We start from the raw sequence: 20,641 nt of genomic DNA on the forward strand, positions 1-20,641 counted from the left end.
ATGTCTTTCCGCACGACCCCATCCGTCGACTACGTCGAGGACGTCTCTCCGGGCAGCGGTGCCCTGCCGCCCCGTGCCTGGTACGCGTCCTCGGACGCGCGGTCCCTGTCGCTGAACGGCAGCTGGCGTTTCCGGCTGTCGGCCACCGCCGGCGCCGAGGACGACTCGTTCGCCGAGGAGGGCTACGACGCCGGGAACTGGGCCGAGGTCACGGTCCCCGGGCACTGGGTCCTCCAGGGCGACGGGGCGTTCGGCTCCCCGATCTACACCAACCACCTCTACCCCTTCCCGGTGGACCCGCCGTACGTCCCGACGGAGAACCCGACCGGTGACCATCTGCGCGTCTTCGACCTGCCGTCCGACTGGCCGTCGGACGGCGGGGCGGTGCTGCGCTTCGACGGTGTCGAGTCCTGCGCCCGTGTCTGGCTGAACGGCACCGAGCTCGGCGAGTTCAAGGGCTCCCGGCTGCCGCACGAGTTCGCGGTCGGTGAGCTGCTGAAGCCGGGCGCCAACGTGCTCGCCGTGCGCGTGCACCAGTGGTCGGCCGGGTCGTACCTGGAGGACCAGGACCAGTGGTGGCTGCCGGGCATCTTCCGTGACGTGACGCTGCTGCACCGCCCGGCGGGCGGTGTGGGCGACTTCTTCGTGCACGCCTCCTACGACCACACCACCGGCGAGGGCACCCTGCGCGTCGACTCCGACGTCGACGGCCGGGTGACCGTCCCCGCCCTGGACATCGATATCGCCACCGGCGAGCCGGTGACGGTCGCGGTCGAGCCGTGGACCGCCGAGACACCGAAGCTCTACGACGCTGTGCTGGCCACGGACGGGGAGCGGGTGCCGCTGCGGATCGGTTTCCGTACCGTCGTCCTCGAGGACGGGCTCATCAAGGTCAACGGCAAGGCCGTGCTGTTCAAGGGCGTCAACCGGCACGAGTGGCACCCCGAGCACGGGCGCGCGCTCGACCTGGAGACCATGCGCGAGGACGTGCTGCTGATGAAGCGGCACAACCTCAACGCCGTGCGCACCTCGCACTACCCGCCGCACCCGGCCTTCCTGGACCTGTGCGACGAGTACGGCCTGTGGGTCATCGACGAGTGCGACCTGGAGACCCACGGCTTCACCGAGCAGGACTGGCGGGACAACCCGGTCGACGACGACCGCTGGACCCCGGCCCTGCTGGACCGTGCGGCGCGCATGGTCGAGCGGGACAAGAACCACCCGTCGGTCGTCTTCTGGTCGCTGGGCAACGAGGCCGGCACCGGCCGCGGGCTCACCGCCATGGCCGAGTGGATCCACGACCGCGACCCCGAGCGGCTGGTGCACTACGAGGGCGACTGGAACTGCCGGGACACGGACGTGTACTCGCGGATGTACGCGTTCCACGACGAGGTCGACAAGATCGGGCAGCAGCTCGACGGGGGCACCCACAAGCGCCGCGCGCTGCCGTTCATCCAGTGCGAGTACGCGCACGCCATGGGCAACGGCCCGGGCGGGCTCGCCGACTACCAGGAGCTGTTCGAGAAGTACGACCGGCTCCAGGGCGGGTTCGTCTGGGAGTGGATCGACCACGGTGTCCGGCACGCCGAGCTGGGTTACGCCTACGGCGGTGACTTCGGCGAGGAGCTGCACGACGGCAACTTCGTGTGCGACGGCCTGGTCTTCCCGGACCGGACGCCGTCGCCGGGCCTGATCGAGTACAAGAAGGTGATCGAGCCGGTCCACATCGAGGGCGACGGCGCGAACGGCATCGTGCACGTCACCAACAAGCAGGACTTCGCCGACCTGTCGGCGCTGGCCTTCGAGTGGTCGTGCCAGGTGGACGGCGAGACGGTCGAGTCGGGTTCGCTGTCGGTGCCGGCGCTCGCGCCGGGCGAGAGCGCCGAGGTGAAGCTGCCGGAGCCGCCCGTGGACGGCCGGGGCGGCGAACGCCAGTGGACCGTGCGGGCGCTGCTCGCGGACGACACGTCCTGGGCCGCGAAGGGCCACGTCGTGGCCTGGGGCCAGTTCGCGGTGGGGGCGCGGCCGCTGCCGTCCTTCCCCGCGACCGACCGGCCGGTGCTCGACGGGGGCCGGATCACGCTCGGCCCGGCCCGTTTCGACGCCCGCACCGGTGCGCTGCTCTCGGTCGACGGGGTGGAGGTCACCGCCGCGCCGCGGCTGGACGTGTGGCGGGCGCCGACCGACAACGACGACGGCGCCGAGTGGCAGACCGACACCCGCTACGGGATGCTGTGGCGCACGCTCGGCCTGCACCGCATGCGGCACCGCCTGGTCTCGGTCGAGGCCGGCGACGACGCGCTGACGGTCCGGACCCGGGTGGCGCCCGCCGCCCGCGAGGTGGGCCTGGACACGGTGTACCGCTGGACGTCCGACGGTGAGCGGCTGCGGCTGTCCGTGTCCGTGACGCCGGAGGGCGACTGGACGGTGCCGCTGCCCCGGCTCGGGGTCCGCCTCGGGCTGGCGGAGGCGGGCCGGGTGGAGTGGTTCGGCGGCGGTCCCGGCGAGGCGTATCCGGACACCCGGAAGGCGTCGATGGTGGGCCGCTGGCAGTCGACGGTGGACGGGCTGCAGACGCCGTACGTCCGTCCGCAGGAGAACGGTGCCCGCGCCGACGTCCGCTGGGTGGAGCTCGGGGGCCTGAGGATCGAGGGCGACCCGGAGTTCTGGTTCACCGCGCGGCGCTGGACGACCGAGCAGCTCGACGCCGCCCGGCACCGCAGCGACCTCACGGCCGGCGACACGGTGTGGGTCAACCTCGACCACGGGTTGCATGGCATCGGTTCGCAGTCCTGCGGCCCGGGTCCGCTGCCGCGGTACTTCCTGAGGGCGGAGCCGGTGGAGTTCTCGTTCGTCATCTCCACCGTCAGGTAAGGAACCGATTAATCGATTGACCGATTGATCGACATTCCGACAGGGTCGGGTTGTCGTCCGCGGCCGGTCGGCCCCCGTGCCGACCGGCCGTCGCTGTGTTCACCGCAAGGGAGTTGGTGGGTCAGTTGAGTGCCGCCATCGAGGTCCGCGGGCTGTCCCGTACCTTCCACACCACCGTCCGCCGCCCCGGCTTCACGGGTGCCGTCCGTTCCCTCGTCAACCCGGAGCGGGTGGCCAAGCACGCCGTCTCCGACATCACCTTCGACGTGGCGGCGGGTGAGCTCCTCGCCCTGCTCGGCCCGAACGGCGCCGGCAAGTCCACCACCATCAAGATCCTCACCGGGATCCTCACGCCCACGTCCGGCGAGGCCCGGGTCGCGGGCGTGGTGCCGTACCGGGAGCGGGAGCGCAACGCCCGCAACGTCGGGGCGGTGTTCGGGCAGCGCACCCAGTTGTGGTGGGACCTGCCGGTGCGCGAGTCGTTCGCGATCCTGCGGGACATCTACGAGGTGCCGAAGGCCGAACACGCCGCTCGGCTGGAGGAGTTCGACGGCATCCTCGACCTGTCGTCGTTCTGGGACACCCGGGTGCGCCATCTCTCCCTCGGCCAGCGGGTGCGCAGCGATCTGGCCGCCGCCCTGCTGCACGACCCGCCGGTGGTGTTCCTCGACGAGCCGACCATCGGCATGGACGTGGTGGTGAAGGAGCAGGTGCGGGAGTTCCTGCGGCACCAGGTGGAGCAGCGGGGCCGTACGGTGCTGCTGACCACGCACGACATGACGGAGGTGGAGCGGCTCGCCGAGCGGGTCGTGCTGGTCAACCACGGCCGGCTCATGCTGGACGGCTCGCTCGACGAGATCCGCCGGAAGTTCGGCTCGACCTGGCAGGTGCGGGCCACGCTGGCCGATCCGCACACCGAGGTCGTGCCGCCGCCGGGCACCGCACTGCTGCGGCACACCGGCGCGCAGATCGTCCTCGGCCCGGACGGGGCGGACGCGCCCACCGTCCAGCAGGCGCTGAAGGCGGTGATCGAGCGGTTCGAGGTGACGGACATCGCCCTGGACGAGGCGGACCTCGAGGACGTGATGCGGGCCGCGTACGCGCACGCCGGGGAGGTCTGACGTGGCCCTGCTCCCTGCCTGGCGCGCCGCCCGGGTCACCCCGCTGGGCGAGCTGAACGCACCGCCCCGGATGACCGCCGTCGCCCTGCGGCTGGCCGTGCAGGTGGTGCTGGTCTGGTCGTTGTGGAGGGGCCTGTACGCGCAGACCGGCACGACCGCCGGCCTGAGCCGCGACCAGGCGGTCACGTACGCCGTGCTGGCCGTGCTGGCGTCCCGGCTGCGGGAGCTGGACCAGTACGCGGGCCGGGACACCGTCCTGCAGCACATGCACTTCGGCACCATCGTGTACTGGTACCTGCGGCCGCTGCCACCGCAGCGCTACTACGCCCTGCGGGCCGCCGGAGAGCAACTGTACGGGCTGGCCTGGGCGTTGGCGGGATACCTCATCTGCCTGGCCGCGGGCGTCGTCGAGCCGCCCGCGTCGCCCGCCGTGGCGGGGGTGTTCCTGCTCAGCATGCTGCTGGGCCAGTGGGTCCTGTACTACGTCATGCTGGTCCTGGACCAGTTGTGCTTCTGGACGGTCCGCAACACCGCGGCCATGCTGATCCTGCTGTTCGCGCAGAACCTGCTGTCCGGGGTGTACGCGCCGCTGTGGTTCTTCCCGGACTGGTTCGTGACGATGAGCGCGTTCCTGCCCTTCCAGGCCACGCTGAGCGTGCCGCTGTCGCTGTACGTGGGGCGGATTCCCCTGTCGGACGCGGCGTTCCAGCTCTCCGTGCAGGCGGCGTGGGTCGTGGCGCTGGCGTTGTTCACCCGGTTGCTGTGGCGGCGGGCCGCCCGGCGTGTGATCTCGCAGGGAGGCTGAGGTGTCGCTGAAGGCACTGCGGATCGTGTGGCGCGTGACGGCGCTCAACTTCCGCGCGCAGCTGGAGTACCGCACGGAGTTCCTGCTGATGATCGCGATCGGGGCGATCTGGCAGGTGTCGGTGATCGTGTTCGCGACGGTGCTGTTGTCGCGGTTCGCCGGCATGGGCGGCTGGGACAGCTCCGACGTGCTGCTGATCCCGGCGACGCGGATGCTGGCGCACGGACTGTTCGTGCTGTTCCTGGGGCGCATGCACTGGGCCGGCCGGCAGATCCAGGAAGGCAGGATCGACATCTATCTGATGCGCCCGATGCCGGTCCACCGCCAGATCCAGCTGGCGTTCTTCCCGACGAACGCCATCGGGGACCTGACGGTGGCGGCGGGCCTGATGGTGGGCGCGCTCTCCCGCAGCGATCTGGACTGGACGACGGGCCGCGTCACGTACCTGATCGCTGCCGTCCTCGGCGGCATGCTGCTGGAGGCGGCCCTGTTCACGGTCGTGGCCAGTGCGTCGCTGCGCTTCCCGGCCGCCGACATGTGGGGCCGCTGGCTGGAGGAACTCCTCGGCACCTTCGGCAGCTACCCCCTGAACGTGCTGCCCAAGGCGGTGGGCGGCTTCCTGACCTTCGGGCTGCCGCTCGCGTTCGTCGCCTACTTCCCGGCGGCGGTCCTGACGGGCCACGGCCACTCGACCGGAGTCCCGTACTGGCTCGCGGCGGCCTCACCGCTGCTCGGGCTGCTGGCGTATCTGGCGGCGCGCGGGCTGTGGAGATGGAGCCTGCGGCATTACAGCGGGATCAACGGCTGACGGTCCGGCCGGACCTGTGGATCGGGGTGAACAGGGCGGTCACGGCGAGCAGGACACAGATCGCTCCGGCGGTCAGGGCGACCGGTGCCGTGCCCTGTTCCTCCGCGGCCCAGGTGAGCACGGCGGCGCCGATCGGCGCCGCCGCGTAGTGAAGGGTCCAGAACGCGGAGGTGACCCGGCCCAGGAGGTGTTCCGGGGTCACCTCCTGGCGGAGCGACAGCGAGCAGGTGCCTCCCATGGCGGCGCAGGCGAGGAAGGCGGCGCTCAGGGCCGCGACGACCGGCACGTCACCCGCCCAGCCGAGACCGACGAAAGCCACACCGCAGCCCGCGACCGAGCCGGTCCACGTCGGCCCGAAGCCGAGGCGGCGACGGATCCCGGCTACGAGCAGGGCGCCGGTGATGGTGCCGAGCGCGCCGACGGCCATGACGGTGCCCACGGTGCCGTCGTCGTGCCCGAGGTCGTGCTTGAGGTGGTAGATGAGCAGGTCGTTGATGCCGAGGGTGAGGAAGCTGAAGACGAACAGCAGCACCGTGAGCGAGCGCAGCACGGGGTGGCCGTAGAGGAAGGTGATGCCGGTGCGGAGGTCCTGCCACAGTCCGGTGCGCTCGCCCGGCTGTTCGTCCGGAGTGCGTCGGCGAAACCGCACGAAGAACAGGCACGTCGCCGACACCCCGAAGCTGGCCGCGTCCACGCCGACGGCCGCGGCCGGGCCGGACCAGGCGGCGACCAGGCCGGCGCACAGCGGCCCGAGGACGCCCGCGGCGGCGGCCGTGGCATTCAACCGCCCGTTGGCCTCCGTGAGTTGTCCGGTGCCGACCAGCCCGCGTACGGCCGTGACGTAGCCGACCGCGAACAGCATGCCGACGGCCTCGCACAGCGGCAGCACCCCGTAGAGCAACCAGATCCGCGGGCCGGACAGCCACACCAGCGGGATCACGCCGTACAGTCCCATGCGCACCAGGTCGCAGGCGATGAGCAGCCGGCGCCGGTCCACCCGGTCCACGACCGCCCCGGCGAACACCGCCGCCACGACCGCCGCCGCCCCGCCCACCGCCGTCAGCAGGCCCATCCGCGCGACCGAACCCGTGGCCTCCAGCACCAGCAGCGGCAGGGCGATCAGCGCGAAGGAGTCACCGAGCACGGAGAGGGTCTGGGCGGCCCAGAAGATGCCGAAGTCGCGCTGCCGCCACAACGGACGCGTACCGCGTAAGCCGTCGTCGGCCGCCTCCGCGGGGCTGCCGTGCCCGTCCTCGCGCCGTGCCGCACCGTGCGTCATGCCGCCTCCCCCGCGTCCGGGCCCGGTCCTGCGCCCCGCGTCCCCGGCAACCTTACGGCTGTGCCAGCGGGCCGGGGGAAGCCCGCACCCGCACCCCCTGCCCGCGGCAGGAACCGTTCCGCGCTGCGCAAAAGGGCTGAAGCCACAGGCCTGGACGGGTAACCTCGGCGATGTGAAGTGATCTCTCCGGCGGTGCTCCCGGTGCCGCAGAAGCGAACCGATCCGTACCCGCGGCCGGTCCACGCTCGCCGCGGACGCTTCCGCATGGAGAGATCACCATGGTGCGCGACAGCTACGCCCCCGTCCCCGGCGCGACCCCCGAGGAGACGCTGCGGGCCTTCACCTCCCGGGCGGCCGCCGATCCCGGCGTCGTCGGGCTCGTCCTCAGCGGCTCCCGGGTCCACGCCGGGATGCCGACCGTCCACTCCGACTACGACCTGCACGTCGTCGTCCGCGACGAGAGCGTCCCGGCCCTCGCCGCTTGGGACCGCTTCCGCTCGGCCCACCTCGACCTCGTCGTCATCACCCTCGCGGAGTTCCGCACTCGCGGGATGCCTGGCCGCCCGGACAGCTTCGCGCGGTACTCCTACGTCCACGCCGAGGTGCTGTTCGACCGGCTCGACGGGGCGCTCGCCCGGATCCTCGACGAGAAGCGGGCGCTCGGCGCCGACGAGGCCCGGGACGCCGCCGCCGGCTGGCTCGACGCCTACGTCAACCAGACCTACCGCTCCCTGAAGAGCTACCGCGACGACCGCCCCGACCTGGGCCATCTGGACGCCGCCGAGGCCGTCCCGTACGCCTTGGAGGTGCTCTTCGCGCTGCACCGCCGCGTCCGGCCCTACAACAAGTACCTGCGGTGGGAGCTGGAGCGGCAGCCGCTGGGCGACCCCCGGTGGGACGCGCGCCGGCTCCTGCCGGTCCTGCGGCGCATCCTGGCCGACGGCGACCCGCCCCCGCAGCGCGCCCTCTTCGCCGGGATCGAGGAGGCGGCGCGCGGTGCCGGCCACGGCGAGGTCCTCGATTCCTGGGGCACGGATCTGGACCTGCTGCGTCACTTCTGACACGAGGGTGTCCCCCACTGTTCGCGCGGCTCCCCTTGCGCACCACGGGTGTTGACCTCGAACCTGAGCACCGTTCAACTTCTTCCCCTTCGCCTCCGACCGGAGACACCCCCCATGAAGAGACTGATCGGCACCGCCGTGGCCGCCGCCCTGGCCGTCACGAGCCTGACCACCACCGCCGCGACACCCGCCGTCGCCGCGGACTCCGGCTCCTTCAACGTCCTCACCTACAACGTCGCCGGCCTTCCCGAGGGCCTGAGCTCCGGCAACCCGGAGAAGAACACTCCGCTGATCTCCCCGCGCCTCGGGGCGTACGACCTCGTCAACGTGCAGGAGGACTTCAACTACCACGCCGCCCTGTACGCGGGCGACAACCATGCCCACCGCACCGCGACCAGTGGCGGCGTCCCCTTCGGAGACGGCCTCAACACCCTCTCGGACGTGCCCTTCGAGGACTTCCAGCGGGTGAAGTGGAACAAGTGCACCGGCACCAACTGCCTCACCCCGAAGGGTTTCTCCCTGGCGCGGGTACGGCTCGCCGAGGGTGTCTTCCTGGACCTCTACAACGTGCACACGAACGCGGACTCCACCGACGACGCGCTCGCCGCCCGCCGCGCCAACGTCGAGCAACTGTCCGCTTTCATCCGGGCGAACTCGTCCGGCAACGCGGTGATCGTCATGGGCGACACCAACACGCGCTACACGCGCACCGGCGACAACATCCGCACCCTCGTGACCGAGAACGGCCTGACCGACGCATGGGTCCAGCATGTGAGGGGCGGGACGCCCCCGGCCCAGGGCAGTGACGCGCTCGTCTGCCCCACCACGGCACCCACGAACGACTGCGAGGTCGTGGACAAGGTCCTCTACCGCGGCAGTCGGCTGCTGAACCTGAACGCGACCCGCTACAGCAACGCGTGGGCGTCCTTCCTGGATCCGGCCGGCGGCAATCTCTCCGACCACTTCCCGCACGCGGTCGACTTCTCGTACACGCTCAACTCGTCGCTGCGCGCGAGCGACTTCTTCGGCGGCCCGCACGGCACGGCCTTCAACGACGCGGACGACCTGCCGCCGTCCCCCTCTCCCCGCACCCTGACGCTGCGCGGCAGCGCCCGCCTGGACGCCGTGTCCCTCACCCACGACGGCGGCACGACCCTCACCCACGGCGGCACGGGCGGCACCGCGACCTCCCTGACCCTGGCCGCCGGTGAGCACCTGACCTCGGTCAGGCTGACGCAGGGCCAGAAGGACGGCCGTACCCGCCTGTTCTCGGCGGCCTTCACCACGGACCGGAACCGCACCTTGTCCGCCGGGACGGCGACGTCCGACGCGAAGACCTTCACCGCCCCCTCCGGCTGGCAGATCGTGGGCTTCACCGGCCGCGCGGGCACCGAGCTCGACAAGCTGGGGGTGGTGTACGCGCCGATCCGCTGAACGACCCGGCCGGCCCCGCCCGTCCGTCCGTGGCCGGGGCCGGCCCCTCCGGGTCCGGGCGTGGTCCCGGCCCCGCGCGACGGCGTCCCCCCGGCGGCTACGATCGCTCCCTGCGTCCGTGGGATCCCGTCCCCGACTTGGCCCTCTTCGAGAGGTAACCCCGACCCCCATGCCCAGAGCCGGTCTCACTCCCGAGCGCCTCGTCGCCGCCGCAGTCGAGCTCGCCGACGAGGCCGGGTTGGAGGGAGTCACCCTCTCCGCCCTGGCGCGGCGCTTCGGGGTGAAGGACGCGAGTCTGTACACCCACGTCCGGAGTCTGAAGGACCTGCGAACCCGCATGGCCCTCCTCGCGGGCGGCGAGATGATCGACCGGATCGCGGAGGCGGTCGAGGGCCGGGAGGCCGGCCGGGACACGCTCGCCGCCTTCGCCTCCGCCTACCGGGCCTACGCGCTGGAGCACCCGGGCCGCTACGCGGCGACGCAGATCCGGATCGAGCAGGACCTCCTCACCGGCTCCCCCGCGATGCGCCGCACGGCCGACGTCATCCACGGCATGCTCCGACCCTACGGCCTCGAGGAACCCGACCTCACCGACGCCGTGCGCCTGCTGCGCAGCACCTTCCACGGCTACTGCGCCCTGGAGTCCACCGGGGCCTTCGGCGCGCCCCGCGACGTCCAGGCCTCCTGGGACAGGGCGATCCACGCCCTGCACGTACTGCTCGAAAACTGGCCCCGCGAGAAGAGGACACCCGATGGCTGAACCGGCCCGCCCCGAGGACACGGCCGGGATCATGGCCGAGACCGTGGCCGGGACCTACGCGCTCGGCACCGGCCCCTGGACCCTGACCCCCGTCACGCGGGGCGCCCTCGGCCGGATCTGGAAACTGTCCGGTGGCGGACGCTCCTGGGCCGTGAAGGAACTCCTCTTCGGCTGCGACAAGGCCCAGGTGGCCCGCGAGGCCGCGTTACGGGACTTGGCCGCGGACCTGGGCATCGCCTCGCCCCGGCTCCACCCCGACCGGTACGGCGCACACGTCTCCCGCCTCGGCTCGGCGAGCGGCGGGTCCTGGGTGAAGCTGTACGACTGGATCGACGGCGTCCGGGCGGACGCCTGTGACCCGCACGTGCTGGACTGGTTGGGCCGGACCACGGCACTGCTCCACCGGGCCGGTGAGGGAGCCGCCGGGCCCCCCGACGACTGGTACGAGCGGTGTCCCGACGACGCCGGCTGGGAGGACGTCCTCAAGAAGGTGCGTGACGCCGGCCTGCCGTGGTCGGACGAACTGGACCGGTTCATCGCCACGTCCGCACCCCGGCTGGCCCACTGGGTGACCCCCTCACCGTCCGGCGGCCTGGTGACCTCCCACCTCGACCTCCAGCCCCAGAACGTCCTGGTCGGCCGGGACGGCCCCGTCCTCCTGGACTGGGACAACGCCGGGCCCGTTTCGGCGGAACGGGAGTTCGCCCGCGCCCTCTACGTCTGGTCCGGCGGCAACGACGTCGACATCGCCGCCGCGCGGCGCCTGGCCCGGGCCTACCGCGAGGCCGGCGGCCGGGCCGTCGCCATCGGCCCGGAGTCCTTCTCGATGCTCTTCGCCACCGCCCTGAACTACATCCGAGTGCAGGCCGAGACGGCCGTCGATCCCACCGTGACCGCCGCACAGCGCGAGTTCGGCGGCCGGCAGGCCGTCACCTGCCTGCGCACCGTGCCGGATCTCGCGGCCGTCGCCCTGCTGGTCGCCGTGCTGGACGGGCGGCCCTAACGGCCGGCGAAGGCCGCCACGGCGTCGTAGGAAGGTGTCGCACCCGTCGGTGTCCGGCCGGCTCGCAGGTCCGCCATCGTCTCCAGGGCCGCGCCCAGCGCCCGCCGGTACAGCAGCGAGCCGAGGCTGATGCGGTGTACGCCTGCGTCGGCGAGGTGCGGGACGGGCGGGCCGCCGGGCGAGTAGAGGACGTTGAGGGGCACGTCCAGGTGGCGCAGCAGCGCCTCGATCGCCCGCAGATCGGTGAGGCCGGGGACGAACACCCCGTCCGCGCCCGCCTGCCGGTAGGTGGCGAGGCGCGCGAGGGTGCCGTGGCCGTCGCCCAGCCAGTGGGTGTCGGTACGGGCGTTGACGAACAGGCCGGGAGCGGCCTGCTTGACCGCCTCGATCTTCGCCGCGTGCCGGGCGGCCGGTCCGAGCCCGTCCTCGAAGTTGATGCCGACCGCCCCGGCCGCGTACAGGTCCCGCGCGAACTGCGCCACCTCGTCCGGGTCGTCGCTGAATCCGTCCTCCGCGTCGACGGACAGCAGGAACGGCCCGGACCCCAGGGCCACGGCGAGCCGCAGCGTCTCCTCGCGGGTCGCCGCCGCCCCGTCGGGCAGTCCTGCGGCAGCGGCGACGCCCAGGCTCGTCGTCCCGATGGCCGGGAAGTCCTGCCCCGCGAGGGCCCGGGCGGGCGCGTGGTCCCAGGCGTTGGGCAGGAGCAGGGGCTCTCCGGCGCGATGGAGGCGGGCGAAGGCGGGCGCGGCCCGGCGTGAGGGCGTCTGCCGCGGATCTGTGGTCATGCCGCCATGCTGGGCCCGGCTCGCTTCGGCGCGGGCCGAACTACGGCGGCCGCGGGGCGAACCGGCCGCGAAGACCTCAGTCGACGTTCACCCCGGCCCCGTCCAGCCGGACCCGCACCTCAGGTCCCTCGCTCCAGCGGACGGTGAAACCGGCGTCCGTGGCAGCGGTGACGGCTGCTGTCTCGGCCAGTGGAGCCGGATCCGCCTCGGCGGTGAGCCGGGCCAGGGCGACGAACAGGGTGCAGTCCCCGGTCGTGACGCCGGTGAGGTCCTCGTCGAGGCCGGCCGCGGGCAACAGTTCCGCCCGGACACCGTCCGGTGCGCTCCAGCCGGTCACACGGATTCGCGTCCCCGGCTTCGCGCCCACCACCAGATGCGCACGCACCTCCACCGCCCCGCGTGCCAGCACCACACTCGTCACCCGCGCTCCCCCGCCCGCCGCGTGCCGGGACGCCACCCATCCGTCGCCCACGCCGAGCGGTTCGATACCGGTGCGGCTCGGGTCCCCGGCGACCAGGACGCTGTTGTCGTACGACTCGGCGGGCGTCGTCACGGTGGAGTACGCGAGCCGCGTGTAGTACGGGTCGTAGCGGACGTCCTCGCTGCCGTGGTTGTGGAGGCGGACCACGCCGTCAAAACGGGTCGCCTGGAGCAGCCAGTTGGGCGGACCGACGGGGGTGACGAAGTCCCCGCGCTCGACGGGGCCGGGTTCCTCCGGTGCCGTCCACACCTCGTGGTCCGGGGGCAGCAGCAGGCCGAGGAAGCCCTTGCTCGCCCAGTACGGGGAGGCCTGGCCCGAATAGCCCTGCAGGACGGACTCGTCGGGGCCGTGCCAGCCGAGGCAGAGCAGGCCGCGGTCGTCCACGGCGCCCCGCTCCAGGAAGTACTTCAGCGCGCCCGAGGCCAGCCTCCTGGTCTCGCCGGGGGGCAGGGGCGTACGGCCGGTCAGCGCGCCCAGCCACAGCGGGGCCGTCGTCGCGAAGCGGTACGTCAGGGAACGGCCCTGGTGCAGGGGGGCGCCGTCGCCGCCGAAGAGCCGGGAGTAGTCACGCAGGTGGCGCGAGAGGCGGTCGCCGTACAGGTCCAGCAGGCGCTCGTCGTCCTCCAGCCAGGCGTGCAGCACCGGGTAGAGGTGCATCGCCCAGCCGTTGTAGTAGTCGTACTTGCGACCGTCGCCGTCGGTGTACCAGCCCTCGCCCACGTACCACTGCTCGATGCGTTCCAGGCCGCGGTCGATCGCCGCGCGGGAGGCGTCCGGCTCGTGGCCGATCTCGGCCAGGAAGCCGCCCACCGTGACCGGGAAGAGCTCCCAGTTGCAGGGCCAGGGCTCGGCCGTGAGGGCGTCGGCCAGCCAGTCCGCCGTGCGCTGGCGTACGCCCTCGTCCAGGCGGTCCCAGAGCAGGTCCCGGGTCAGGCGCAGGGCCAGGGCGACGGACGCCGCCTCCACCAGGGGCTGGCTGCGGTCCTCGATGCGGGGCCAGACGCCCGAGACGCCCGCGGCGAGGCCGGCCGCGTAGCGTTCCAGGGCCTTCTCGTCGCGGCGGAAGGCGGCGAGCAGCAGGGTGCGGGCATAGCCCTCCAGTCCGTCGGAGAGGCGGCCCGACCAGCTCGTCCGGCCGCCGGGCAGGTGGTAGAGCGCGCGGTCCTCGCTCGCGTACGGCTCGACGGCGTGGAGCAGGGAGTCGGCCGCCGCCTCCCAGTGGGCGCGGGTGTATCCGGTGAACGGGGACGTCGTGCGGTCGGCGGGAGGCAGCTGCATCGGATGTCTTTCGGGCTCGGGCCGGTCGGAACGGATCAGACCTGGAACGCCCCGGTTCCGGTCGGGGCGCCCCAGGAGTTCATCCCACCCGCACCGTGCCCTTCGGCACCAGGTGCCGGGTGACGAGTTCGTCGCGGACGAGGCCCGCGTAGGCCGTCGCACCGCGCACGGAGGTGTGCGTGTTGTCCCGCGCCTCGTTGGTGAGGTACAGCGCCTTGGAGCCTTCCGCGCCGAGGGACTCCACCAGCGCCTTGGTCTTGGCCGTGAGGTCGATCAGCGGGACGTCGTGCGCCGCGGCGACCGAGCGGATGACGGCCGGGTGGTCGACACCGAGGCCGTTGACCAGGAGCGCGGTTCCGTTGTTCAGCGTGCCGTCGGGGTTGAACCAGCGCCGCACGATGGGAGTGACAAGGACCGGCTGTCCGCCCCGCTCCCGGACACCCGCCACCAGGGTCTCCAGGTTGGCCCGGTAGGTGGCCTCGTCCGTGGTCTTGTCGTTGTGGGCGAGCTGGACCAGGACCAGATCGCCGGGGCGGATCAGGGGCCGTACGGTGGCCCACAGCTTCGGGTTCCCCAGATACGAGACCGTACTCTCCCCGGAATCGGCGTAGTTGGCGACGGACACACCCTTGCGGAGGTACTGGGGCAGTTGCTGGCCCCAGCCGGAGTACGGGTCGCCGGGTTGGTCGCAGACGGTGGAGTCGCCGACCAGGAGGATCTGGCGGGTGATGGGGGTCCCCCCTGCTCGAGCGGAGCCGAGAGCTCGGGGGAGGGCCCGGGTGACCCTGATGCCGGCGAGGGCCGGGGCCAAGCCGCCGATCCGCAGGTCGAGGCCGGGTGTTCCCTCGGGGCCGGTGGGCTCGCCCTCGGGGGTGCGGACGTTCACCGTGAAGCTGCGCGTGACGTGCTTGCCGGCCGGTGCGACCGTCTCGGGGAGCAGGGATCGGCGGGTCTCACCGCCGACGCTCGTGCTGGACGCCGTCTTGCCGCCGAGGGTGACCCGGACGTCGTAGGTGCCCGGCGGGACATCGAAGTGGCAGGTGCCGGCGGCGCAGTGGGCGAGGCCCGGTCCTCGGCTCGCCTCGCCCGCGTGGGCGGGCGCGGACGACAACACGGCACCCAGGGTCACCGCCGCCACGACGGTGCTGCTGAAACGTCTCACTCCAGGCTCCTCCCCGCGATCGACAAGACCTGGAGGGGGACCGTACCGGTCTGGGCAAGCGCTTTCTAGTCCCCGAGCGGCATTCACCGATCTCCGCCCGCACCTGAGTGAAAGCACTTTCGAGAAATCGATTCAACTACCACCCGCGCTCCCGGACACCCGCCCCGGCACGACGACGCTGAGCACGCTCGCGATCCCCGCCTCCTACGACACGTCGAACGCGGACGCGATCCGGCGGATCGGCGACTGCAACGGCACGCCGACGGGCCGCATGATCGCGGACCTGATGACGTACGCGCATCCGTCGGGCGTGCGGGCCGCGGCTGGACCGGGAACGTGGTGATCGGCAGCGGCGAGACGGCGGCCTTCCCCTGCCACCTCTGGAAGGACGTCGACAGCGGGACCTGGTGTACGTCCGGCCGGCGGCCGCCGCGCACCAGGGTGAGGACGGCCTACGCGAACGGCCGGCCCCAGGTCACGTCAACGGCACCCGAACCTCGGCATCCCGTCCCGCCCACCCGGCCGAACCCCGGTCGCTGACCAACGGTTCCCACCGGGGCAACAACCACATGTTCACGTACAGCGTTCCGGCGTCCGCCTGGAAGACGGACCCGAGTCGGTACGACGTGCTCAGGATCGACGTGGTGAGCGGGACGGGGCCGGCGGGTTCCTCAGCGCCGGGACGGCGGTCGACGCGATCGACCTGCCGGCCCGGGGCGGGTCAGGTACCGCGTGTCCACTGCTGGTTGGTGCCGCCGTTGCACGTGTACGTGATGAGCGCGGCACCGTTGGCGGTGGACCCGCCGTTCACGTCGAGGCATTCGCCGCTGGCGCGGGACTTGACGTTCACGTACGAGCCGGTGGTGGTCAGCGACCACTGCTGGCTCGCCGCGGCGGAGGCGCAGTTCTCCTGGGTGACCGTGCTCGTGTTCTCCTGCACGCACAGGCTGCTGTTCCTGACCATCAGCTGGTAGTAGCCGCTTCCGACGGACTTGAACCAGTACTTCTGGTTGCTGCCGCCGTTGCAGTCGTACTGCTTGAGCTGGGCGCCCGCCCACAGCGACTGGCTCGTCACGTCCGCGCACTTGGAGGAGTGGCGGGCGATCAGCGTGTTGTACGTGGCACTGGTGCCGGTGACGGTCCCGGCGGCCGTGTCGACGGTGAGCTCGGGCGTCCAGGACATGGACATCGTGGTCGAGTTGGAGAAGGTCAGCGGCAGCCACACGTAACGCGAGTCGTTGACCGTGCCGCCGAAGGAGTTGCCCCAGCGGTCGCCCAGGTACAGGTACGAGGTGCCCGAGGTGCCCTGCACGGGCAGGACGAACGCGGTCTGCGAACCGTACGTCGTCGAGTCGCCGATGTTCCTCATGGCCGACCAGGGGCCGGCGATGCTGGTGGCCGTGGCGTACTGCTGCTGGTTGGGGTTCCAGCCCGTGGCGCCCGAGGTCAGCATGAAGTACACGCCGCCCCGCTTGAACAGCGCCGGCGCCTCGCGGTGGCCGCCGGGCCAGGGGTTGGCGACCAGGCCGGCGATGCCCGTGTAGTCGGCGGTGAGGCGGTAGATCTGGAGGTCGTAGTTCTCACGGGCGGCGGAGATCATGTAGCCGGCGCCGTCGGTGTCGACGAAGACCGTGATGTCACGGGACATGTGCTGGCCGAGCGGCCGGAAGCTGCCCTTCCAGGTGTAGTTGCCGTCGACGGTGTCGGAGACGGCGACGGCCGCGCGGGCCTGGCTGTAGTCGGTGCCGTTCTCCTTGTGCATCCACATCACGAACTTGCCGGTGGAGGCGTTGTACATGACCTTCGGCCGCTCGATGTTGGCGGTCGCGAGCTCGGGGTCACTGGCCTCGGTCAGGACGTGGTTGCGGAACTCCCAGTTCTTCAGGTCGGTCGAGCGGTAGGCGTCGACGTACCGGAAGGTGTTGTCGGCGTTGCGGTGCTCGCCGAACCAGTAGTAGTAGTTGCCGACCTTGAGGACGCCGCCGCCGTGCGCGTGGACGGGGCTGCCCGAGGTGTCCGTGAACTGGGTTCCGTTGGTGATCGTCTGGGGCGCGGCCTGGGCGGGCCCGCCGGTGGCGAGAGCGCCGAACAGCGCGAGACACAGGGCGAGGAGGGTGGCGTACGCACGTCTCATGTCAGTCGCTCACTTTCACCGTGTCGGCGACCGGGACGCCGAAGTCGGGGGTGCCGTCGCGCTTCCAGCCGAGTTTCTGGACGCGGGTGTGGCGGTTGGGGTCGTTCAGCGGGTCGCCGTTGATCTCCTTGTACTGCCGGGCGTGGTAGACGAGGACGTCGGTGCGGCCGTCCTCGGCGACCGTGAAGCAGTTGTGGCCGGGGCCGTACTGCTTGGTCGTGTCGTTGCTGGTGAAGACCGGGGTCGGTGACTTGGTCCAGCTCACGGGGTCCAGGAGGTGGCTGTCGGCGTCGGCGGTCAGCAGGCCCACGCAGTAGTTGAAGTCGGTGGCGCTGGCCGAGTACGTCATGAAGAGGCGGCCGTTGCGCTTGAGGACGTACGGGCCCTCGTTGACCTTGAAGCCGATGCACTCCCAGTCGTACTCCGGGGTGGACAGCCGCACCTGTGGGCCTTTCAGGGTCCACGGGTTCGCCATCTCGGAGAGGAAGATGCCGGTGTTGTGGTCCAGGCCGGGCTCGTGCTGGGCCCAGGCGAGGTAGCGCTTGCCCCGGTGGGTGAAGGTGGTGGCGTCCAGGGAGAAGGTCTCCCAGGCCGTCCTGACCTGGCCCCGCTCCACCCAGGTGCCCTTGAAGGGGTTGGGGTGGGCGTTCTCGAGCACCCATATGCGGATCGCCCAGACGTCCTCGGCGGGCGCGGAGGCGAAGTAGATGTACCACTTGCCGCCGATGCGGTGCAGTTCGGGTGCCCAGATGTGGGCACCCATGGGGCCGGTGGCGTGGGCCCGCCAGATGACGGACTCGTCCGCCGCACCGAGGCCGTTCAGGGTGCGGGAGCGGCGCAGGATGATGCGGTCGTACTCGGGGGCGGTGGCGGTGAAGTAGTAGAAACCGTCCTTGTGCCGGTGGATGTGCGGGTCGGCACGGTTGCGGACCAGGGGGTTCACGAAGGGGTCCGGCTTCGGGTACCCGCCGGGGGCCTCGGCAGCGGTTTCCGTCCGGGGTACCGCCTCGGCGACGCCGGGGAGGGCGGGGACGGCGGCCAGGGCACCGGCGGCTGCGGCACCCTTCAACAGCAGTCTACGGCTGGGGGGTTCGGGCAGAGCGTGGTCGCGGTCGCGGCTCATGCGCAGGGGGCCTGCCTCTCACTGGGGACACACGGCGTTGTCGTTTCAACGACATCTGAAATTTCGAACACCATCTGTCATTACGAACGCCGAAAAGGTAAGGGGGTGGCACGAGGAGGTCAACGGGTCTGACGGGACGAACACGTCCCGTGTGTTTCGGCAACACCAGCCGCCGAATTTTCTGTTATCGGCGGGGACATGGCCCGTCTCCGGTCATGTGCGCAGCCTCACCCACACCACGGCAGCGGCCGCGGGCGTCCTCGCGGCGGTCGCTTCCCCGGTCACCGCTCCCGCGGCGGTGGCCGCCGGCGCCCGGGACGTCACGGCCGACGTGCTGGCCGGCCGGGACGTGACGCTCGTCGGCGCGCCCTGCGCGGGAAGCTGCCCGTGTCGTCTCCCGCCCAAGCCGTTGCCTACACCGGCGCCTTGCCGGACGACGAGGTCCCCGCCGCTCTTCTGACGGTGCCCGTCGAACAGCTCGTCAAAGCCCGTCGATCCGTGTTCGCCGTGTGGACCGGCCGCCGCGGGGACTCCGTTCAGGCGGCCTGAGTTCCGGCGTCACAGCTCGGACTCGCCCCACACCGTGACGTCCACCTCGTCCCCCACCGCCACCTTGCCGGGCCGCAGTACCGCGTACTTCGTGCCGAAGGCGACGCCGCCCTGGGCGGCGCGGCGGTAGCTGGCGAGGGTACGGAGGGGTTCGGGGCCCGCCCGGGTGCCGGCCTGCTGGTCGACCAGGGTGACCGCGCAGCGGATGGCGAGCTTGGCGTAGCCCAGTTCCGTGGTGCCGATGCGCAGGCGGTGGGCGCGGTCCTCCGTGTGGGGGTCCGCCCAGCCGTCGATGACGAGGTTGGGGCGGAAACGGTCGAGAGGAAGGGGGCGGGCACCGCGGTCGGTGAGCTTGGTGTCGAGGAGGTCCAGGGTGGCGCGGGAGATGACGTGCAGGGCGCAACTGTCGGCGTAGCCCGAGGTGCCCGGTGTCAGGCCGTCGGTCACCCGGTCGTGTTCCGGCGGGACCCGCACCAGACGGCTCCGCGCGCCGAGCCGCTCCGAGAGCCAGTCCGCCGCCTCGTCACCCTGGTCGATGCCCCGGTAAGCGGTTCCGAACAGGTCCACTTTCCGCCGGGTGCCGGAGGTGTCCACCCGGAGGTGGAGGGACTCGGCCTGGGGTGCGGTGAGGGTGAGGTGGCCGCCGTCCGGGGCGATCAGGGGGCGAATGACGGCCAGCAGCGGATCCCGGCGCTGCGTCCGGTACACGCCCTCCTCGCTGACGACCATGAAGCTGCGGTCGTGCGCCAGTCCGGCCGGCGTCAGCAGCGCCTCGCGTACCGACGTCCCGGCGCAGCCCTTGACGGGGTAGTACGACAGCTCGACGACTCGGGCCATGACCTCCGGTTCCCTTCCGCGTTTCAGCGGCCGCTGGGGGCTTCGGGAAAGCCGAGCCGGAAAGCCAGCAGCCGGGCCTCGGCGGCCCACTCGGCCAGGAACTCCAGAGCCAGGGCCCTCTCCCGGTAGCGGAGTTCGGCCGGGACGGCGCCCGCGCCGCCGTGGGCCGCCCGCTCCTCGTCAGCCCGCGCCGGCATCAGGGCCGTGAGCCGGCCGGACTTCACCGCGCAGGCGCACACGCCGAGTCGTACGAGGCGTTCGTCGCCCCTCCAGCCGCTGCCGCGCAGGCCGTGCACGTAGGCGTCGTAGGCCGCCTTGGCCAGGCCCGGCAGGTCGGCGGCGGGCACGAACCGGTCGACGACGCAGTCGGGCAGGTAATGGCCGAGGTCCTCCCCGAGGGCGCCGTCGCCGCTGAACGCCCAGTCGAACAGGACGCTGGTGCCCGGGCCGTCGGAGCGCAGGTTCGCCGGCCGCTGGTCGAGGTGGGAGAGGGCGCGGGGCAGCGATTCCATCACTGTGAGGAACCACTCGCGGTCGTGGTGGAGGCGGACCATGTCCTCGCGCAGGCCGGGCGGGAAGTGCCGCCGGACCAGGGGGTGTTGCCACGCCTCGTCGTCGAGCAGGGCCTCGCCCGTCGTCTTGCCCGAGGTGTGCTCCCGCAGGAAGCCCTGCGACAGCCAGGGGGTGTCCTCCCCCGCTCCGACCGCGCCCTGCGCGGCGCCCAGGCGGTGGGCGTGGTCGACGTGGCGGGTGAGGGACCAGGCGGTCGCCGGTTCGCCCGGCACGTCCTCCAGCCACAACGCCACGTCACCGTTCGGGCGTTCGGCGCACTCCAGCAGCCGGGGCGCGCGGATGCCGTGCCGCTTCCAGACCTGGGCCAGGCCGGACCGGTAGACGTACGCCTCGCGGCGCCAGAAGTTCCAGTGGCGCGGGTCGTTGGACGCCGACCAGGCGACGCCGGTCTCCCTCGTCCGCGTCAGCACCTTCAGGACGGCCGAGCGGTCGCCGCCGGTGACCCGCCACACCCCGGCCGTGACGCCGTTCCAGGGGTTGTGCGGGAGCGGCTCGAACACCGCCCGGCCGGCTGGGACTCCCAGGACCTCACGTACTTCGGCATGCGCTGCGGCGACCTCGGGCATCCCCCGAT

At 71.9% G+C, this 20,641-nt stretch carries 16 protein-coding genes and 1 pseudogene; 9 read left to right on the forward strand and 8 right to left on the reverse strand.

Annotated features, from left to right (window positions below):
* From ACIQHQ_RS09685 to ACIQHQ_RS09700, 4 genes are all read left to right on the forward strand, one after another.
* Positions 1–2,874, forward strand: a complete 2,874-nt coding sequence (locus ACIQHQ_RS09685) for a glycoside hydrolase family 2 TIM barrel-domain containing protein (protein ID WP_402611224.1) — start codon at positions 1–3, stop codon at positions 2,872–2,874.
* Positions 2,875–2,999: 125 nt separating this feature from the next.
* A complete protein-coding gene (locus ACIQHQ_RS09690) occupies positions 3,000–3,995 on the forward strand; it encodes an ATP-binding cassette domain-containing protein (protein WP_402611632.1) in 996 nt (331 codons plus the stop codon).
* 1 nt (position 3,996) lies between these two features.
* The gene (locus tag ACIQHQ_RS09695) at positions 3,997–4,800 is read left to right on the forward strand and encodes an ABC-2 family transporter protein (RefSeq protein ID WP_402611226.1); all 804 of its coding nucleotides are present in this window, start codon (positions 3,997–3,999) and stop codon (positions 4,798–4,800) included.
* Between the two features lies 1 nt (position 4,801).
* Complete coding sequence (locus ACIQHQ_RS09700; RefSeq protein ID WP_402611228.1) at positions 4,802–5,608, forward strand: ABC transporter permease; 807 nt, start codon at positions 4,802–4,804, stop codon at positions 5,606–5,608.
* Here the strand turns inward: ACIQHQ_RS09700 and ACIQHQ_RS09705 are convergent.
* Positions 5,598–6,887: an MFS transporter gene (locus ACIQHQ_RS09705; protein ID WP_402611230.1), complete on the reverse strand. Its 1,290-nt coding sequence runs from the start codon at positions 6,885–6,887 to the stop codon at positions 5,598–5,600. The genes ACIQHQ_RS09700 and ACIQHQ_RS09705 overlap by 11 nt on opposite strands.
* A 278-nt stretch (positions 6,888–7,165) precedes the next feature.
* Between ACIQHQ_RS09705 and ACIQHQ_RS09710 the strand changes: the two genes are divergently transcribed.
* The 4 genes from ACIQHQ_RS09710 (at position 7,166) to ACIQHQ_RS09725 (ending at position 11,145) form a co-directional block, all read left to right on the forward strand.
* The gene (locus tag ACIQHQ_RS09710) at positions 7,166–7,948 is read left to right on the forward strand and encodes a hypothetical protein (protein WP_402611232.1); all 783 of its coding nucleotides are present in this window, start codon (positions 7,166–7,168) and stop codon (positions 7,946–7,948) included.
* A gap of 114 nt (positions 7,949–8,062) precedes the next feature.
* Complete coding sequence (locus ACIQHQ_RS09715) at positions 8,063–9,382, forward strand: jacalin-like lectin (RefSeq protein WP_402611234.1); 1,320 nt, start codon at positions 8,063–8,065, stop codon at positions 9,380–9,382.
* Positions 9,383–9,551: 169 nt separating this feature from the next.
* Positions 9,552–10,142, forward strand: a complete 591-nt coding sequence (locus ACIQHQ_RS09720) for a TetR/AcrR family transcriptional regulator (RefSeq protein ID WP_402611236.1) — start codon at positions 9,552–9,554, stop codon at positions 10,140–10,142.
* Positions 10,135–11,145: a phosphotransferase enzyme family protein gene (locus tag ACIQHQ_RS09725; RefSeq protein WP_402611238.1), complete on the forward strand. Its 1,011-nt coding sequence runs from the start codon at positions 10,135–10,137 to the stop codon at positions 11,143–11,145. Before ACIQHQ_RS09720 ends, ACIQHQ_RS09725 begins: the two co-directional genes overlap by 8 nt.
* Here ACIQHQ_RS09725 and ACIQHQ_RS09730 read toward each other — a convergent pair.
* The 3 genes from ACIQHQ_RS09730 to ACIQHQ_RS09740 all read right to left on the reverse strand — a co-directional run bounded on the left by ACIQHQ_RS09730 (position 11,142) and on the right by ACIQHQ_RS09740 (position 14,851).
* On the reverse strand, positions 11,142–11,930 hold the full coding sequence (locus ACIQHQ_RS09730) for an isocitrate lyase/phosphoenolpyruvate mutase family protein (protein ID WP_402611240.1): 789 nt from the start codon (positions 11,928–11,930) through the stop codon (positions 11,142–11,144). The genes ACIQHQ_RS09725 and ACIQHQ_RS09730 overlap by 4 nt on opposite strands.
* A gap of 76 nt (positions 11,931–12,006) precedes the next feature.
* A complete protein-coding gene (locus ACIQHQ_RS09735) occupies positions 12,007–13,689 on the reverse strand; it encodes a DUF2264 domain-containing protein (RefSeq protein WP_402611242.1) in 1,683 nt (560 codons plus the stop codon).
* Positions 13,690–13,768: 79 nt separating this feature from the next.
* The gene (locus ACIQHQ_RS09740; RefSeq protein WP_402611244.1) at positions 13,769–14,851 is read right to left on the reverse strand and encodes a rhamnogalacturonan acetylesterase; all 1,083 of its coding nucleotides are present in this window, start codon (positions 14,849–14,851) and stop codon (positions 13,769–13,771) included.
* Positions 14,852–15,008: 157 nt separating this feature from the next.
* On the opposite strand from ACIQHQ_RS09740, the pseudogene ACIQHQ_RS09745 reads away from it, so the two are divergent.
* A pseudogene (locus ACIQHQ_RS09745) lies at positions 15,009–15,563 on the forward strand (polysaccharide lyase family protein); the annotation flags it as partial.
* Positions 15,564–15,572: 9 nt separating this feature from the next.
* On the opposite strand, the gene ACIQHQ_RS09750 reads toward ACIQHQ_RS09745, so the two are convergent.
* The 4 genes from ACIQHQ_RS09750 to ACIQHQ_RS09765 form a co-directional block, all read right to left on the reverse strand.
* Complete coding sequence (locus ACIQHQ_RS09750; RefSeq protein ID WP_402611246.1) at positions 15,573–16,985, reverse strand: RICIN domain-containing protein; 1,413 nt, start codon at positions 16,983–16,985, stop codon at positions 15,573–15,575.
* Position 16,986: 1 nt separating this feature from the next.
* Positions 16,987–18,108, reverse strand: coding sequence for a family 43 glycosylhydrolase (locus tag ACIQHQ_RS09755; protein WP_402611247.1), 1,122 nt, complete (start codon positions 18,106–18,108; stop codon positions 16,987–16,989).
* A 558-nt stretch (positions 18,109–18,666) separates the two neighbouring features.
* The gene (locus ACIQHQ_RS09760) at positions 18,667–19,494 is read right to left on the reverse strand and encodes an MOSC domain-containing protein (RefSeq protein ID WP_402611249.1); all 828 of its coding nucleotides are present in this window, start codon (positions 19,492–19,494) and stop codon (positions 18,667–18,669) included.
* A gap of 23 nt (positions 19,495–19,517) precedes the next feature.
* Complete coding sequence (locus ACIQHQ_RS09765; RefSeq protein ID WP_402611251.1) at positions 19,518–20,633, reverse strand: aminoglycoside phosphotransferase; 1,116 nt, start codon at positions 20,631–20,633, stop codon at positions 19,518–19,520.
* Positions 20,634–20,641: the final 8 nt, after the last annotated feature.

Source organism: Streptomyces sp. NPDC092370 (assembly GCF_044755265.1).
In the GTDB taxonomy this organism is placed as follows: domain Bacteria; phylum Actinomycetota; class Actinomycetes; order Streptomycetales; family Streptomycetaceae; genus Streptomyces.

Excerpts from the sequence above, each read along its gene's own strand:
- ACIQHQ_RS09685 (WP_402611224.1), top strand. The coding sequence starts at position 1 with ATGTCTTTCCGCACGACCCCATCCGTCGACTACGTCGAGGACGTCTCT.
- ACIQHQ_RS09705 (WP_402611230.1), bottom strand. The coding sequence starts at position 6,887 with ATGACGCACGGTGCGGCACGGCGCGAGGACGGGCACGGCAGCCCCGCG.
- ACIQHQ_RS09710 (WP_402611232.1), top strand. The coding sequence starts at position 7,166 with ATGGTGCGCGACAGCTACGCCCCCGTCCCCGGCGCGACCCCCGAGGAG.
- ACIQHQ_RS09715 (WP_402611234.1), top strand. The coding sequence starts at position 8,063 with ATGAAGAGACTGATCGGCACCGCCGTGGCCGCCGCCCTGGCCGTCACG.
- ACIQHQ_RS09720 (WP_402611236.1), top strand. The coding sequence starts at position 9,552 with ATGCCCAGAGCCGGTCTCACTCCCGAGCGCCTCGTCGCCGCCGCAGTC.
- ACIQHQ_RS09725 (WP_402611238.1), top strand. The coding sequence starts at position 10,135 with ATGGCTGAACCGGCCCGCCCCGAGGACACGGCCGGGATCATGGCCGAG.
- ACIQHQ_RS09730 (WP_402611240.1), bottom strand. The coding sequence starts at position 11,930 with ATGACCACAGATCCGCGGCAGACGCCCTCACGCCGGGCCGCGCCCGCC.
- ACIQHQ_RS09735 (WP_402611242.1), bottom strand. The coding sequence starts at position 13,689 with ATGCAGCTGCCTCCCGCCGACCGCACGACGTCCCCGTTCACCGGATAC.
- ACIQHQ_RS09750 (WP_402611246.1), bottom strand. The coding sequence starts at position 16,985 with ATGAGACGTGCGTACGCCACCCTCCTCGCCCTGTGTCTCGCGCTGTTC.
- ACIQHQ_RS09755 (WP_402611247.1), bottom strand. The coding sequence starts at position 18,108 with ATGAGCCGCGACCGCGACCACGCTCTGCCCGAACCCCCCAGCCGTAGA.
- ACIQHQ_RS09760 (WP_402611249.1), bottom strand. The coding sequence starts at position 19,494 with ATGGCCCGAGTCGTCGAGCTGTCGTACTACCCCGTCAAGGGCTGCGCC.
- ACIQHQ_RS09765 (WP_402611251.1), bottom strand. The coding sequence starts at position 20,633 with ATGCCCGAGGTCGCCGCAGCGCATGCCGAAGTACGTGAGGTCCTGGGA.